This window comes from Bradyrhizobium sp. CCBAU 11357, assembly GCF_028128865.1.
Classification (GTDB): domain Bacteria; phylum Pseudomonadota; class Alphaproteobacteria; order Rhizobiales; family Xanthobacteraceae; genus Bradyrhizobium.
In genome coordinates, this window is record NZ_LBJW01000090.1 from 1 (window position 1) to 15,769 (window position 15,769).

Consider the following 15,769-nt stretch of genomic DNA (forward strand, 5'->3'; position numbering starts at 1 on the left):
GCAACATCATGGAACGCCTGCCGAAAGAGCATCATGCGGCCACCCGTCGGGTGCTGCGCCAGGCCTGGGAGCTCGATGACGCCGACAAGGCCGAAAAATTGATCCGCAATCTCGCGCGTCGACTCGACCAGCAATGGCCCGGCGTAGCGGCGAGCATCCTCGAAGGCCTCGACGAAATCCTGACCGTCGTCCGGTTGAAGCTGCCGAAGGAGCTTCGTCGATCGCTCGCCTGTACCAACATCGCCGAGAACATGATGGGCACCATTCGCCGCGTCACGCGCAACGTCAAACGCTGGCGGGATGCCGGTATGGCCTTGCGATGGGTCGCGGCCGGCATGATCGAGGCCAACAAGGGCTTCCGGCGATTGAAGGCGCATAAGCAATTGTCGGTTCTGCGTGCGGCCCTTCAAGCTCACCACGATCGCATGACGATCAAGCCCGTTGCCCATGTCACGAGGGCCGCGTAATCATTCGTTCCGGCAACGTCGGCCCGACGTAGTTCAACAGCGATCGGGACATCTCCACGGGCGGGGTAGGGACAGCGTCTGCTCCAGCGCAACCAAACGGCGCCGAGTCGCACCCACACTGCTTCCGATCAATTTTCGCCAACACTCAGCAAGGGAAAGGAGAGTGCTTTGGCTTAGTCCAGTGCGCTGTTGTCTTGATGCAATTGTGTTCGCCACGTGTGGCGACGACGACGCCCGCAGCGTGGTCGATTCTTCAACGCGGTACTTCCTGTCGCGGCTTTCAAGGTCTCGGATAATCTTCTCATTCTATCGCGCTTCGTCTGGACTTGCCCTGCCAACATTCTTGCGCCTCTCATGTGCGTTTGGCCTGACATTGGCTTTTATGCACTGTTTTCTATCTACGCCCACGTGTCTGGTCATGCTGGTGTCTCCAATCGCTTTAAGGCAAAGGCCCAGTTTAGAGGGGCGACGATGAGATGGGGCCGACCTATTTTGGTAGGTGCCCTTCATTACTTCTCGCAGATATAACTTAGTGACCCTTGAGAATTTGAGCCTCATGGGAGCAAAGGTGGCCAGCCCCAATCCTTGTGACCGGGTTGGCCACCAGCGCTTGCGACACCATGCCTAGGGCAGCTACAGGCCAAAAATGCATATATTGGAGCGGCATATCACGACCCTGCGGTCGCAAGCGCTTGCGGTGCTTGTAGCCAAGCAGGTCCGTGCCTCCGATCAGTCTCTGGGACTATCAGATCGCAAGGTCGCCACATTGAACATGGACGAAGTCCAGGCAATGCTAACCATACTCGATTGCATGAAACCCAACCTGCGGCCGAAGGAAGCACGGCAGATCGCTGCGCGCATACGCGCGCTTTTAGAGGGGGCGCATGAGTGTCAGCCGGTTCGGGTAGCATGTCTGTGAGCCCACTAGTGTGAGCTCTCGGTAGGTTGTCCAACAGGTCATGAACGAGGAAGCTGGAGTTAGCGAAGGTTTAGCCCACTCCTGGAGAATTGATAGGCATGCATAAGGACGCGGCTTTGACGCCGAGAGATCGGGAAACCATGGTGCCGAGCGTGAGAGCCTGACAAAGGCCAACCACGCTGCAATTCAGGCCAAGTCCGTCGCCAAGTGGGTCAAGCGTTCCGCAAGGGCAGGTGTCGATAGCGTGATCGCTCTACAAGGTTTCTTTGAACGCCGAGCCAAACTCTGCCTGCCACATGCGCCGAAGTCGGAGTGCGACGACCATGAACGTGAACATCCCGTGAGCTGACACATCGATATCAAAAAGCTGGGCAAGTATAACCGTGCCGGCCGGTTGAAAGAGCAGCCTGCGGGTACGCGGCGAAGAACCTGGCCAGGATTATGTCGGCATCTAAATCGAGGATGCCTCCCGAAATACCTTCAGCAAGGCGATGAAGAGCGATCGTCAGGGCTGCGCCGCGGCCGTCCTCAAGCCGGGGACGCCACAAGCGTCGGCGTCAAGACCAGCAAGTCAGGACCGACAACGGACCCCGCTACGAACCTTTGCTTCCCGCTAAAGCGGGCGAACGCCTCGGCCTCGAGTAAATCGGCACCAAGTTCTATTGGCCTCTTTAGCGATCGAGATCTGCTGCTGCGGTGCTTGGAAATGCGATCTTTGTCAGGCCGCAGTATTAGCTGCTCTAGAGCAGACCGGATCGGTCGCCGACAGCGGCAGCCGGTCGGCGAATCGGCGGAAGCCGACGCACGCCTGCATTACTAACAGACAAGCGAAGAAAGTCTCGCGGCAATGATGGCGCAACTAAAAGGATTTTCATCCATTCCCGGGCCAAATTTGAGCCGTCGATTTCTTTTTCTCTTGTGCAAGTTGACAATTTTCTTCCACGCTCTCTAGGAAGTACCGTTTGCGCGGAAGGCTGAATTTCTTCAAACGAGAACAGTATACGCCGCGAAGCATGAGACGGAGGCAATCTTCATTACCACGGTTCCATCAGCCCTCGATCCACCCCCTTATCTCGCAGCGGCCCTCCACCATGAAGATCGTAAACATCCGCAACAAGAACTCCGGGACGCGGTCAGTTAAGTTAAAGCCGAAGAGGTTCACCTGCGTTTCGCAGCAACTAGACTGCTGATCACCCGACATATTCGATCATTTCGTCGCTGTGGATAGCTATGACTTCGAAGTCGTCGGCGAGTTAACCGAAGTTCAAGCTTTGCCACATTCGCACCTGCAAAATCGAACTGAGGTCCAAATGAGCCACGTTTCGGAGAAGCCGATCGATCGCATCACAATTCCCATGCTGCAGCGGTGGAAGCAGGACGGTCGGCGTCTCGTCATGACGACTGCCTACGACGCGGTTGCGGCGCGTATCGCGGATCCGTCCGTGGACATCATTCTTGTCGGTGACAGTGTGGGTAACGTTTGCCTTGGATTCGAAAATACGCTTCCAGTGAGCGTTGCGATGATGAACCATCATCTGGATGCCGTGGTACGTAGCAAGCCTCGTGCTTTACTCGTCGCCGATATGCCGTTTCTAAGCTTCCACGTCAGCGTCGAGGAAACGATACGCAATGCCGGCGGATTCCTGCAGCGAGGCGCAGCTGCAGTGAAACTCGAGGGCGGTGGCAAGAGAATCGAGATGGTACGGGCCCTCGCCGATTGCGACATTCCTGTGATGGGTCATCTGGGTCTTATGCCTCAGAGCGTTAACGTGATGGGCGGCTTCAAAGTGCAGGGTCGGAAAGCGGATGAAGCGTTGCGTTTGCTCGATGATGCTCACCTTCTGCAGGAGGCCGGCTGTTTCGCCTTGGTCTTGGAGGGCATTCCGGCCGAGCTTGCTGCTCGAGCTACCAAGTCCTTGACAATACCGACAATCGGGATCGGCGCCGGCCCGGACTGTTCAGGCCAGGTGCTCGTGTTTCACGACGTACTGGGCCTCACTGGAGGTCATCGCCCCAAATTCGTTCGCGCCTATGCAGAAGGCTTTCAGCATTTGCATGATGCGCTCTCGCGCTGGGCCGCGGATGTCCGCGGTGGTGCATTCCCGGGACCGCAAGAGTCCTATAGGCTTCCCGAAGGCGTCGGAGAGTCAATTGCCACCTGGGCGCCGTCCAACCCAACTTGATATAGAGCTCCACATGCAAACAATCACGACGGTCGCTGAACTTCGCCGTACTCTCGCTAAATCCCGCGGCGCCAATCGACGGGTCGGATTGGTGCCGACAATGGGCTATCTTCACGATGGCCACATGGTGCTGATCGCGGCGAGCCAGGCGCAATGCGACGTCACGGTCGTCAGCATCTTCGTCAACCCCACTCAGTTCGGACCAAACGAGGATCTCAGCAGCTATCCGCGCGACTTTCTACGTGATGAGGAACTGTGCCGTGATGGCGGTGTTGCGATCCTCTTCGCGCCGGATACACAGGAAGTTTATAGGAGCCATTTCGAAACCTTCGTTGAACCGGGCGACCTCGCCAAACCTCTGTGCGGAGTCCTCAGGCCTGGGCATTTTCGCGGTGTCGCGACCGTCGTATGCAAGTTGTTCAACATGGTGCAGCCCGATGCCGTATTTTTTGGGCAGAAGGATTTTCAGCAATGCGCAGTCGTGCGTCGCATGGTGATTGATCTCAATCTCCCAATCGAGATGGTCACTGTACCAACCGTTCGCGAACGCGATGGGCTCGCAATGAGCAGCCGCAACCGCTATCCCAGCAAAGAAGAGCGTCAGCGGGCTCTTGCGATCAACCGGGGACTATCCGCCGCGCTCGACGAATTTCGCTCGGGAGAGCGCAACATAGAAAAGCTGATTGCGGTCGCCAAGGGGCATTTAGAGGCAGTTGACAGACTGCAGTATCTTGAACTTGTCGACGGTGACACGCTCAAAACCGCCGATAGTCCACTGCGGCGCCCCGCGGCGCTTTGTGCGGCAGCCTACGTTGGCTCAACGCGTCTGATCGACAACGTCTTACTGGGTTGCCAACTCGGTAGCGAAATGCGTGGCTAAACCGCGCGCAGCATATTGAGCGGCAAGAAATGCTCAAAGCACCTCCGAAAGGCGCGTCGAGCTGGTAGCGAAGGGCCAACTCCAACGCAACTTTGTTTAGCGACTTAGCGAGGATAGGTAGCCGGTGCGCATGGAATATTGTGGGACCTAAAACTTTGTGTCCGGCAACATCACCAGATTTGCTCTACGGCGATCAGCGATCAATTCGACAAACCTTCGTATAGTGCTCTATAGCTCAGGCTATATCACCCATTTACCTTTGTAGAGTTGAGCGCCGGTCACGTCGCCTGTACTTTCGACGTCGAACCTCAATCATTGGTCTGCGGGTCAGTGCGAAACCTGAGCTGCTGCCTTGCATAATTCGTTAAGCTCCAATCAGTCGTTACGACGAACATCTGGAGTCAGGACCTCCGGCTGAGAAGACAGGGGCTTTATAGCAGGCGCCGATCATCGAGACGAGGATTTAGCCATCAGAGCAGCGGAATAACATTCACTCGAGCGACGAACATGGAAGCGAAGGATAGTGCGTCCGCACCCGCGAGCACGTGAGCTCTTAGAGTAGCCAATAGCGCGTCCCTCGTACCGGGGGCTAGCACAGCCGCAGCATTGGTGATCATTGCCGCTTTATAAGTGCGGCGAATTTGCATCCCACTCTTGATACATGAGTTGATATGGCATTTACCGAGCTTTTCATCAAACGTCCGGTATTGTCTATCGTCGTCAGTTGCTTGATTTTGCTGATCGGCTTGCGCGCGGCCACCGTACTGCCGATCCGGCAATATCCCAAGCTATCTAATACGGTCGTCAATATCACGACGTCCTATCCTGGCGCTTCTGCCGACATGATCCAGGGGTTCATCACCTCTCCCCTGGAGCAGGCTGTCGCGTCCGCCGGGGGGGTTGACTACATTAGTTCCTCGTCTGTGCTTGGTACTTCGACCATCAAAGTCTACATAAAGCTCAATTTTGATCCCAACGAAGCGCTCACGGAGGTGCTCTCCAAGGTCAACTCAGTCAAATACCTGATCCCAAAGGAATCAAGTGATCCAGTTGTCACGAAGTCGACGGGTCAGAAGACTGCTGTCATGTACATCGCCTTCTCCAGCGAGGAACTGGCGGCAAGTGCGATCTCCGACTATCTCTCACGCGTTGTGCAACCGGTTATCTCAACGGTCGACGGCGTTGCAGCGGCAGACATTCTGGGCGGCCAGAATTTTGCGATGCGGCTATGGCTTGATAGTGCGAAAATGGCCGGGTACGGCGTGTCGCCGGCTGAGGTTTCGGCTGCAATCGCCGCTAACAACTTCCAGGCCGCGGCGGGTCAGACCAAGGGCTATTTCACTATCTCCGATGTCACGGCAAACACGGATCTGCGGAGTATCGAAGATTTCAAGCGCATGATCGTGAAGGCCAATGACGGTGGCTTTGTGCGCATGGAGGACATTGCGGTAGTGGAGCTTGCCGCGCAGACTGCTGACGTTAGTGTCGCGATGAATGGCGAGCACGCGGTCTTTGTCGGCGTGCAGGCGAGCCCGCAAGGAAATCCTCTAAACATAGCGCGAGGCGTTCGAGGGCTGTTGCCAGAAATTGAGCGTAACCTGCCGCCGTCATTGAGAATGAAAGTAGCCTACGACTCCACCAAATTTATTCAATCATCGATCGATGAAGTTGAGAAGACGCTCATTGAGGCCGTCGTGGTCGTTGTGGTCGTGATCTTCCTGTTCTTGGCCTCGCTGCGCTCGGTCATCATTCCTGTTGTCACTATTCCGTTGTCGCTCGTTGGTGTCTGCAGCATGATGCTCGTGCTGGGGTTTTCATTCAATCTCTTGACCCTCCTTGCAATGGTACTCGCTATCGGTCTCGTAGTCGACGACGCGATAGTGGTGGTAGAGAACATTCACCGCCATTTAGAAGAAGGTGCAACGCCGCGAAAGGCTGCCACAGCTGGAGCGCGCGAGATCGTCGGCCCCATCGTCTCGATGACGATTACTTTGGCTGCGGTGTATGCCCCAATCGGATTTCTGGGCGGCCTCACCGGTGCGCTGTTTCGCGAGTTCGCGTTTACGCTAGCGGGAGCGGTGATCGTCTCGGGCGTGATCGCTTTGACGCTGTCGCCGATGATGTGCTCGCTCCTCCTGAAGCGCGACGAGGAGGGACGGTTTGCACGATTTGTGAACCGTGGGTTCGGCGCCATGACACAGTGGTACGGCCGCAAGCTCGACCGCTCGCTTGACTATCGACCGGTTACGGGCCTGTTTGCGCTAACCATGCTTGGCCTCGTCGGCTTTCTCTATATGCACACTTCCAAAGAACTCGCCCCCGAGGAGGATCAAGGGATCGTATTCGCTTTAACGAAGGCGCCGAAATACGCCAACATCGACTACCTCGACTATTACGGCACCAGGCTCGAAAACGCGTTCCAGAAATTTCCAGAGACTGACTTGAGCTTCGTGCTCAATGGCGTTAGCGGCCAGCAGAGTGGCCTCGCGGGCATGCTGCTCAAGCCCTGGGACGAGCGCAAGCGATCATCGATTGTACTAAAGTCCCTCGTCCAGGCCGAGCTGTCAAAAATCGAAGGCATCAACGCGTTTGCCTTTAGCTTGCCTCCGCTTCCGGGCGGTTCGGACGGGCTACCAGTGCAGATGGTGATCAATTCAACCCTTGGCTTCCAATCCATCTATGAGCAGATGTCAAAGCTGAAGGATGCCGCGCGAAAGAGCGGCCTGTTCATGGTGAGCGACTCCGACCTGGAGTTCAACCAGCCGGTGGTACGAATCAAGGTCGATCGATCCAAGGCTAACGAGCTTGGCATCACCATGCAGACCATCGGGAATGCGCTTGCCACGTTACTGGGGGGAAACTATGTGAACCGCTTCAATTTGCAGGGCCGCTCATACCAGGTGATCCCGCAGGTTCCCCGAGGGGAACGTCTGGTGCCGCAAGCAATCGGGAGCTATTACGTAAAGAACGCGACAGGCTCAATGCTTCCACTGTCTACTGTAGTCTCCATCGAGACCGCCACCGATCCGAACGCGCTCACCCACTACAACCAGCTCAATTGCGCGACTTTTCAGGCAGCGCCGATGCCTGGCGTCACGATCGAACAGGCTGTGGATTTCCTGGAAGCCGAGGCGAAGAAACTACCCGCAGGCTTCAGCCACGACTTCCTGGCCGACGCGCGCCAGTATGTGCAAGAGGGTAATCAACTGGCCATTACATTTGTATTTGCACTCATCATCATATTCTTGGTGCTTTCGGCTCAGTTCGAAAGTCTGCGCGACCCGCTCATCATTATGATCAGCGTGCCGATGGCAATTGTCGGCGCGTTGATTCCGCCGTTCTTTGGCTGGGCGACCATGAACATCTACACCCAGGTTGGACTGTTGACACTTGTCGGGTTGATTTCTAAGCACGGCATCCTGATGGTTGAGTTCGCCAATGAGCTGCAGCTCAATGAGAGATTTGACCGTCGCTCGGCTATAGAGATGGCGGCGCGCGTCCGATTGCGCCCAATATTGATGACCACGGCGGCGATGGTCACGGGCTTCATCCCCTTGTTGACTGCAACGGGAGCTGGAGCGGCGAGCCGCTTCTCGATCGGGCTCGTCCTCGCCGCCGGCATGTCTGTCGGCACTCTGATCACGCTGTTCGTTCTCCCAGCCTTCTACGTGGCGATCGCGTCCGATCACCGTGACGACGCGAGCGCCGACCACGCGAACCTAACCGAGCTCGACTTCACCGGCACTGCTGATGCCGAGATGGCTAGGTAATGACATCAAATAGATGTGGGTTTGCTCCGTGGTGCGCGCGAAGGAGCCTAGGACCGCTTCAAGTTACTGGCGCGTCGAGACTTCGCGCACTTGGCGCCGAGCTGGGCGCCTCATCTGCTCGGAGAAGAATACTTCGGTGGTCCGCTGGTGGCTGCTAGGCGAAGCGGCGCCGGATATTCACGGCATCGGAACCAAGCTCGACCCACCGGAGGGGGGCAAAAGACAGTTGGTGCTCTCTTGATAAAAAGGTGGATTTACCAATCATCGTGAATGGCTCGGCCCGCCATTCGGATCGTTGGTGGGGTTGCTCTAATCCGTGATGCAGGCGTCCTTTTCGAGAACAAGCCGATCACTCTTGTGCCCTCGATCGCTCTCAATGCGAAACGCCCGGTATGCCAGCTGAATGCCCTCCTTGAGCGAGGTGGTGGCGCGCCAGCCGAGCCCGGATAGCCGACTGACGTCGAGCAGCTTGCGCGGCGTTCCGTCGGGGCGCGACGTGTCGAAACTGATCTCACCGCGAAAGCCGACGGCGGCCGCAACCATGAGTGATAACTCGGCGATGCTGATGTCCTCGCCGGTGCCGATATTGACCGGTTCTGGCGAGGAGTAGGTCTTCATCAAATGGATGCAGGCGTCGGCGAGATCGTCGACGTAGAGAAATTCGCGGCGCGGCTTGCCGGTACCCCACACCACGACGTTGCTTCCGCCCGCAATCTTGGTCTCGTGGAAGCGGCGGATCAGCGCGGCCATGACGTGGCTGTATTCGCGGTGATAATTGTCGCCAGGCCCGTATAGATTGGTCGGCATCACGCTAATGAAATCGGCGCCGTACTGCCTGCGATACGCCTCGGCCATCTTGATGCCCGCGATCTTGGCGATTGCATAGGGCTCGTTGGTCGGCTCCAGCGGGCCGGTCAGCATCGAGTCCTCTCGCAGTGGCTGCGGCGCCAGGCGTGGATAGATGCAGGAGGAGCCGAAGAACATCAGCTTCTCGCATCTGTTGGCATGGGCAGCCTGGATCACGTTGCTCGATATTGCGAGGTTGTCGTGGAGAAACTCGGCGCGCAGGGTGTTGTTGGCGACTATACCGCCGACTTTGGCTGCGGCGAGGAACACGGCCTGCGGCCTCTTCGCTGCAAACCAGGCAGTCACCGCGGCTTGGTCACGCAGGTCAACCTCGCTTCGTGACACCGTCAAGAGATCGACCTGCTCGCGTGCCAGTCGGCGCATCAGAGCCGCGCCGACCATGCCGCGATGGCCGCCGACGAAAACGGTCTTGCCTTTCAGCTCAAACGCCGCGATTGCCATTTGCTGCGTCCTGTCTGGCTTGGACGAGATCGCTGGCGACCATTTCCTTCACCATTTGCGAGAACGACGTTTTCGGCGCCCAGCCGAGTTTTTCGCGCGCCTTGCTGGCGTTCCCGATCAGAAGATCGACTTCGGTTGGACGGAAATAGGTGGGATCGACCTGTACCAGGGTCTTGCCAGAAGCCTTATCAACGCCGACCTCCTCGACGCCCTTGCCACGCCATACGATGCAGCGCCCGACCTCGGCAAACGCCAGCTCGACGAACTCGCGGACAGACCGCGTCTGGCCGGTCGCAAGCACGAAGTCGCCGGGCTCGTCCACCTGCAGGATCCTGTGCATGCCTTCGACGTAGTCGCGGGCATGGCCCCAGTCGCGCTTGGCGTCGAGATTTCCGAGATAGAGCTTGTCCTCGAGGCCGACCTCGATGCCGGCGACGGCGCGGGTGATTTTTCGAGTGACGAAAGTCTCGCCGCGGGTAGGACTCTCATGATTGAACAGGATGCCGTTGCTCGCGAACATACCATAGGCCTCACGGTAGTTCACCGTAATCCAGTAGCCATACAGCTTGGCGACGCCATAGGGCGAACGCGGATAAAATGGCGTGGTTTCCGTCTGTGGCACCTCTTGCACGAGGCCGTAAAGCTCGGAGGTCGAGGCTTGGTAGAAGCGCGTCTCCTTTTCCATGCCGAGAATGCGGATAGCTTCCAACAGGCGCAGCACACCGATCGCGTCGGCATTGGCGGTGTATTCCGGGCTCTCGAAACTGACCTGGACGTGGCTCTGTGCGGCCAGATTGTAGATTTCGGTCGGCCGAATCTGCTGCACTAGCCGGATCAGGTTGGACGAATCGGTCATGTCTCCATAGTGCATTAAGAACGGCACATCGGCGGCATGCGGGTCCTTGTAAAGATGATCGACGCGCGCGGTGTTGAAGGAGGACGACCGGCGCTTGACCCCATGCACGGTGTAACCGAGACCGAGCAAATGCTGGGCGAGATATGCGCCATCTTGCCCGGTGACACCAGTAATCATCGCGACGCGCCGGTTTGAATTGTGAGCCACCATGATGTCTCGCTTACTTGCGCCGAAAGAGTTCGCTATGAAAAGCCATTGCGTAGTCGCTTCCCGAAAATCGAGATGCGCACGCGCGCGCCAATCTCACTAAAGGAGCGCGATCGTTAGCCCCTGTCATACACCTCATGAAGGAATACAACACCATATACGTTGATTTATAGATGGACCTGCCAACACATTGAACTTAAGGGGATGAAACTCAGGCGACGTCGCAACGGCGATGATCCTAGGCAGGTGAGATGAATTGTAAGCGCCGGTACGCCCGCTCGGGCGCGCTTTCCGGCTGGCTATATTTCCAATGAGACAGATGGCGTCCATCTGTGAGGCTTATCTGTCCTCACCCGCATGTATGCATCCGCGCGCTCTCAGGGAGGCGCAGAGGAGCGGCGGGTTGCGGCTTCCGAATAGGAGACCCAGTCTTAACGGTCGGCATAACAACTATAGTCCCCGCCGGTCCCAAATAGCTGGTTTGCAGTAAGCGATGCACAGCCGACGTAAAACAAAATGAGAAGGACTGGCAAACGTTGGTATAGACCGTCGAACGTTTCGATAACGAAAGTTTACGTTAGTACAATGGAGCTTCGACGCCGATCCTCTAATCTTGACTGAACGTAAGTTGCCTCAGTCCCAGTATGACAAGTCTCTTGAGCCCGCGCCTGAAATTCGTTCTCAGGAGAACTAGACAATTCAAGCTAGAGCCGCCGCGCAGGTATATCACCAGCAGACCATGTAGAGGATGTGGGCAGTGTCTGAGGCGAGCCGAGACAAAACGTGACCGCTCTCTCGACTCGATCCTGAGACGCATAGACTCAGTTGTTGCGCATCAACTTCATCGCGGGGGGCGGTGTCGCTGCTCCTTGTTTTGGAAACTTAGAAGGGGGGTCGTGAGACACTCATTAGTTCGGGTGAGTCTGTTTGTGCCGAGCTGGATGTCGGCGCGCAGGCGCAACTGCACGTTCGGCTCTCGTCGAGGCGGTCACGGCGTTGGCGACACCATCGCAGCGTCTATTCGACTAGCTAGCTAAAGGAAGAAATGAAGCGGATGGCTGGAAATAGATCTAAATCACGCGGGCGAATGCAGATGCGATAAAGGCGCCCGCGGAAGATTCGAACTTGAACCCCGTTGTTGTCGGGCAAGCGAGTTCTATCACGGGCTCCTATAGCGCGGACGCCAGGCTCCTCGAAGTTGGGCTGCATGGATTGATATGTGTGGAATTATTGGCATTTTGGGACGTGGTCCGGTCGTTGAGAAGCTGGTCGCGTCGCTCAGGCGACTGGAATATCGTGGCTACGACTCAGCGGGTCTCGCGACTCTCGAAGGTCTCCGTATCGAGCGCCGCCGCGCTCAAGGTAAGCTGAGAAACCTTGAGGAGCAGTTGCGCTATAGTGCCCCTGTAGGTCAAAGCGGCATCGGTCACACCCGCTGGGCGACTCATGGAAAGCCGACCGAGAGCAATGCTCATCCGCATGCGACGGAAAATGTCGCGGTCGTTCATAATGGGATCATTGAGAATTTCCGCGAACTCCGAGCTGAGCTGGAACGAAATGGAGCTGAGTTCTACTCAGAGACGGACACCGAGGTTGTGGTGCATCTCGTCGAGTTCTACCTCGAAAACGGCTACTCGCCGCAGGATGCGGTGCAGGCGTCGTTGCCGCGCTTGCGCGGTGCCTTCGCGTTGGCATTCCTTTTCAAGGACCACGAGGATCTTTTAATCGGTGCGTGCAAGGGATCGCCTCTTGCGATCGGACATGGTAACGGCGAAGTGTATCTAGGATCTGATGCGATCGCGCTCGCGTCTCTGACCAATACCATTACCTATCTTGAGGACGGTGACTGGGCAGTGCTTACGCGCGCGACGTGCACGATCTATGGTGCAGACGGCTGTGTCGCCCGACGGGAAACATCAAAGTTTGCTGTGTCGTCTCTGCTTGCGGACAAGGCGAATTATCGCCACTTCATGGCTAAAGAAATCCACGAGCAGCCGACAGTGGTCGCGCAGACATTGGCGCATTATCTCGATGAGGCGGCCAAGCGGGTAGCGCTGCCGCTCGCATTGCCCTTCGACTTCAATTCCATTCAGCGCATTTCAATTATTGCGTGCGGCACGGCAAGCTACGCCGGGCATATCGCCAAATACTGGTTCGAACGGCTGGGGCGCTTGTCTGTGGAGATAGATGTAGCCTCTGAGTTTCGATATCGGGAGGCGCCTCTGCGCCGGGGCGATCTCGCGATCGTCATCTCGCAGTCGGGCGAGACTGCCGACACACTAGCTGCGTTGCGATACGCCAAGGGCCAGGGCCTGCATACGATATCTGTAGTTAATGTCCCGACATCGACGATTGCGCGCGAGAGCGAATCCGTTCTGCCGACGCTGGCGGGGCCGGAGATCGGCGTCGCTTCCACCAAGGCATTTATCTGCCAGCTGATGGTACTGGCGGTGCTTGCCATCGCAGCAGGGAGAGAGCGAGGTAAGCTGTCTGAAATCGATGAATCGAAGCTCGTGCAAGAGCTCATCGAGGTGCCGCGGTTGGTCGCTGCGGCCTTGTTAGTCGAGCCGCAAATTGAGAAGCTCGCGCGCTATATCGCCGGCGCGAGGGCGGCACTCTACCTCGGTCGTGGCACATCGGCTCCGCTGGCCTTGGAGGGCGCGCTCAAGCTGAAGGAAATTTCGTATATCCACTCAGAAGGTTACGCCGCCGGCGAGCTTAAGCACGGGCCGATCGCACTGGTCGATGAGGCTATGCCTGTGGTGGTAATCGCGCCTTACGATGGCGTTTTCGAGAAGACCATTTCGAACATGCAAGAAGTGGCGGCTCGCGGCGGCAAGATCATCCTGATCACCGATGCGAAGGGCGCTTCGAAAGCGACGGTGGACACGCTCGTGACCATCGTTCTGCCAACAATGGTCGCAAGCTTTACGCCGATGGTCTATGCCATTCCGGTCCAGCTCTTGGCTTACCATACCGGCCTCGTAAGCGGCGCGGACGTGGATCAGCCGCGCAATCTCGCGAAGTCCGTCACTGTGGAATGAGACTGCAGTGTTGCTATCGAAGCGTCAGGTTTCGGCGCCGACGCGTTTGGCTTGCGGCTCCTTTCCTCGGTTGGTGGGTCATGGATCTCGACGAGTTCCTGATCCGGAGTCGCTGGTAGCTGCCGTGGGGTCTGCCAACCTCGATCGATGCTACCGTCAGCCCGCCTCAGTGTAGTAGGATCGGCTACCCTATAGGAGGCTTTGGGTGCCTGTCGGCCTGCAAGGTGCTGCCGAAGCCGTTCAGGAGCCATTTGCAATCCGCCACAGGAGCCAAGAGTTCCGCCTTGATTGGCCTGATGATGCTCCAAACCGTATGCTGGGATTGGAGGGGTCGCGATGCAGCCGTCATGAAGCGCGCGCTCTACAATGCGCTTCTGCCCAGTATCGCGATCGATGCAGAGGAATCCAATTGGCATCGGCAGTGAATCGTGGATCGACCGTTCCCAACGGAGGAGGATCCTCGCACTGCTCGCTTCTCATCCAACCTAGTGAATCAATGCGCAAGCGCGCCACGTTCCATTAGAAGCAGACCCTGCGTCAGCTAGCGTGAGGGCGGCCGGCAGCCTCACGTCAGATTTTCGTAAGCCTGAGTCCCTATCTGCGCCGCAGGGCCTAGCAAGCCTGAACCAGACGTGGAAATTCATGTCCGACCGGAGCACCAATTGCATGTATAATCGGATCAATGGCTCGTCCTATTTCACATCCTCTCCCCTTGACGAGACTGATGAGCAAAACGACGCAGACAGTTTCGCGGATACGTTTCGGCAGCTGCGTTTAGCCCCGTCAAACCCCAGCGGCACTTCGTCTTCGACAACACGGCCCTATTGGCTTGATTCAAGCCCGCCTATCGTAGAGCTCGATAAGCGGTCGTTCAGAATGGCAGCACAGCGCTATCACAGCGACGAAATCAGGAAAATCGCCGAGAACCCACAGGAATATTCGGACTTCGTCTCTCGGAAAGCGGCACGAACTGCAGAGGTTGCGCAGAGATATGGAACAGCTTCAGATTCTGATAACGCGCGATACTTCAGCTATCAATTAGGAAGCGAGAGTGTCGGTCTTCTACGAATGGAAGGGGGCGACAGCATGACGAATTTCGAGGTCGAAAACTGGCAGGAGCTGTTTCCCGGGCGATCTGGGACGACTGCTACTGTAGATCTTCAGGTCGTTCATCCGCTTGTCGAGAACGCTGGCGATATTCTGCTCGAGCATCAACTTGGAATCGCCGGTGAGCGGCCGCTGCTAAATTTGCGTCCGGCGAATCCGGAGGCAAGAGCCCGTGCTGCAAAGATGGGGTTCGTCGAGGTTGACGCCGATAACATGGTCCTCGACCCAGCGAAGTCAGACAAGTGGGTGAGGAATGGCGAGGGCAAGTGGCAGCGAGAAGGCACCGCTTCGCGGTATCTTCGCAAAGCTGACGACAGCCAAGACCGCAAAATCGAGATGCCAGCGAGTGCTTCAACATACGATTATGAAGATGATTTCATGTGACCATGGAATCACCGGGCATTTGGCCCCTGGTGATCTAGCCTGCTCCGCACTTCCGTGCGGCGGGCGACGGTTAGCCAGAGTGCCTTGCTTAGCTCAGAATGCTCTCTCCTCAATTCTCCTTGGCTGAGCAGTTGCTGATTGTTCGCGCCTGCGCAATTAGGGGCCTATTGAACGAGCCTATTGCTGAGAATGCTCGCCTGCGGCGACGACCTGTTCTGCCCCCCCCGCCAACCGGAGGCGGGACGGGTGGCGCCGAGCACGTTGGACGGCTTGAATCACAAGTCTTCTGCAGATGAAGCTTGCGAAGAAATAATCGCGTGGACGCCGGACGAGAGTCTGTAGCAACAATGTACAGCGAAGCGGCTGCCCAATGGACAACCCGGGCCCGCTGAACGGACGTAAGGATCTGGTGAACACGAGGATCGTGCAGAACACTCTCACCAGAGAAGCGGTGCGTAGGACATGAGGGGCTACACGCGAAGCCCCATTTTCGTAGTCACCGCGGTACGGCTGAGCATAGCCAATCTCGTGCGTGCCGGGCGCACTCGGGCAACTCTGCTCTGCAATGGAATAGATAACCTCGCTCCAGATGGAGCTAAGAAGTGCTTAGGCGCAACGACGGCTCTGCATTACCATGAGCGTAG

General features: G+C 57.1%; 8 protein-coding genes. 6 read left to right on the forward strand and 2 right to left on the reverse strand.

Features of this window, described 5'->3' with window-relative positions:
• The 4 genes from XI05_RS12125 to XI05_RS12140 form a co-directional block, all read left to right on the forward strand.
• Nucleotides 1–467, forward strand: a 467-nt coding sequence (locus tag XI05_RS12125) for a transposase (RefSeq protein WP_271501817.1), incomplete at its 5' end; no start/stop codon positions are given.
• 2,229 nt (nt 468–2,696) lie between these two features.
• Complete coding sequence (gene panB, locus XI05_RS12130) at nt 2,697–3,569, forward strand: 3-methyl-2-oxobutanoate hydroxymethyltransferase (RefSeq protein ID WP_271501818.1); 873 nt, start codon at nt 2,697–2,699, stop codon at nt 3,567–3,569.
• A gap of 13 nt (nt 3,570–3,582) precedes the next feature.
• The gene (panC, locus tag XI05_RS12135; protein WP_271501819.1) at nt 3,583–4,449 is read left to right on the forward strand and encodes a pantoate--beta-alanine ligase; all 867 of its coding nucleotides are present in this window, start codon (nt 3,583–3,585) and stop codon (nt 4,447–4,449) included.
• 671 nt (nt 4,450–5,120) lie between these two features.
• Nucleotides 5,121–8,219 carry an efflux RND transporter permease subunit gene (locus tag XI05_RS12140; RefSeq protein ID WP_271501820.1) on the forward strand — a complete coding sequence of 1,033 codons (3,099 nt, stop codon included), beginning with the start codon at nt 5,121–5,123 and terminating at the stop codon, nt 8,217–8,219.
• A gap of 309 nt (nt 8,220–8,528) precedes the next feature.
• On the opposite strand, the gene XI05_RS12145 is transcribed toward XI05_RS12140, so the two are convergent.
• A complete protein-coding gene (locus tag XI05_RS12145; protein ID WP_271501821.1) occupies nt 8,529–9,527 on the reverse strand; it encodes a GDP-L-fucose synthase family protein in 999 nt (332 codons plus the stop codon).
• Complete coding sequence (gene gmd, locus XI05_RS12150; RefSeq protein ID WP_271501822.1) at nt 9,508–10,593, reverse strand: GDP-mannose 4,6-dehydratase; 1,086 nt, start codon at nt 10,591–10,593, stop codon at nt 9,508–9,510. The genes XI05_RS12145 and gmd overlap by 20 nt, the downstream gene beginning before the upstream one ends.
• A gap of 1,214 nt (nt 10,594–11,807) precedes the next feature.
• Between gmd and glmS the strand changes: the two genes are divergently transcribed.
• Nucleotides 11,808–13,634, forward strand: a complete 1,827-nt coding sequence (gene glmS, locus XI05_RS12155) for a glutamine--fructose-6-phosphate transaminase (isomerizing) (RefSeq protein ID WP_271501824.1) — start codon at nt 11,808–11,810, stop codon at nt 13,632–13,634.
• 666 nt (nt 13,635–14,300) lie between these two features.
• Nucleotides 14,301–15,125 (forward strand): Effector protein NopP, encoded by an 825-nt coding sequence (locus XI05_RS12160; protein WP_271501826.1) that lies wholly within the window; start codon nt 14,301–14,303, stop codon nt 15,123–15,125.
• Nucleotides 15,126–15,769: the final 644 nt, after the last annotated feature.

What these genes read in the sequence shown, in the direction of transcription:
- XI05_RS12145 (WP_271501821.1), bottom strand. Translation starts at nt 9,527, where the DNA reads ATGGCAATCGCGGCGTTTGAGCTGAAAGGCAAGACCGTTTTCGTCGGC.
- glmS (WP_271501824.1), top strand. Translation starts at nt 11,808, where the DNA reads ATGTGTGGAATTATTGGCATTTTGGGACGTGGTCCGGTCGTTGAGAAG.
- panC (WP_271501819.1), top strand. Translation starts at nt 3,583, where the DNA reads ATGCAAACAATCACGACGGTCGCTGAACTTCGCCGTACTCTCGCTAAA.
- gmd (WP_271501822.1), bottom strand. Translation starts at nt 10,593, where the DNA reads ATGGTGGCTCACAATTCAAACCGGCGCGTCGCGATGATTACTGGTGTC.
- XI05_RS12160 (WP_271501826.1), top strand. Translation starts at nt 14,301, where the DNA reads ATGTATAATCGGATCAATGGCTCGTCCTATTTCACATCCTCTCCCCTT.
- panB (WP_271501818.1), top strand. Translation starts at nt 2,697, where the DNA reads ATGAGCCACGTTTCGGAGAAGCCGATCGATCGCATCACAATTCCCATG.
- XI05_RS12140 (WP_271501820.1), top strand. Translation starts at nt 5,121, where the DNA reads ATGGCATTTACCGAGCTTTTCATCAAACGTCCGGTATTGTCTATCGTC.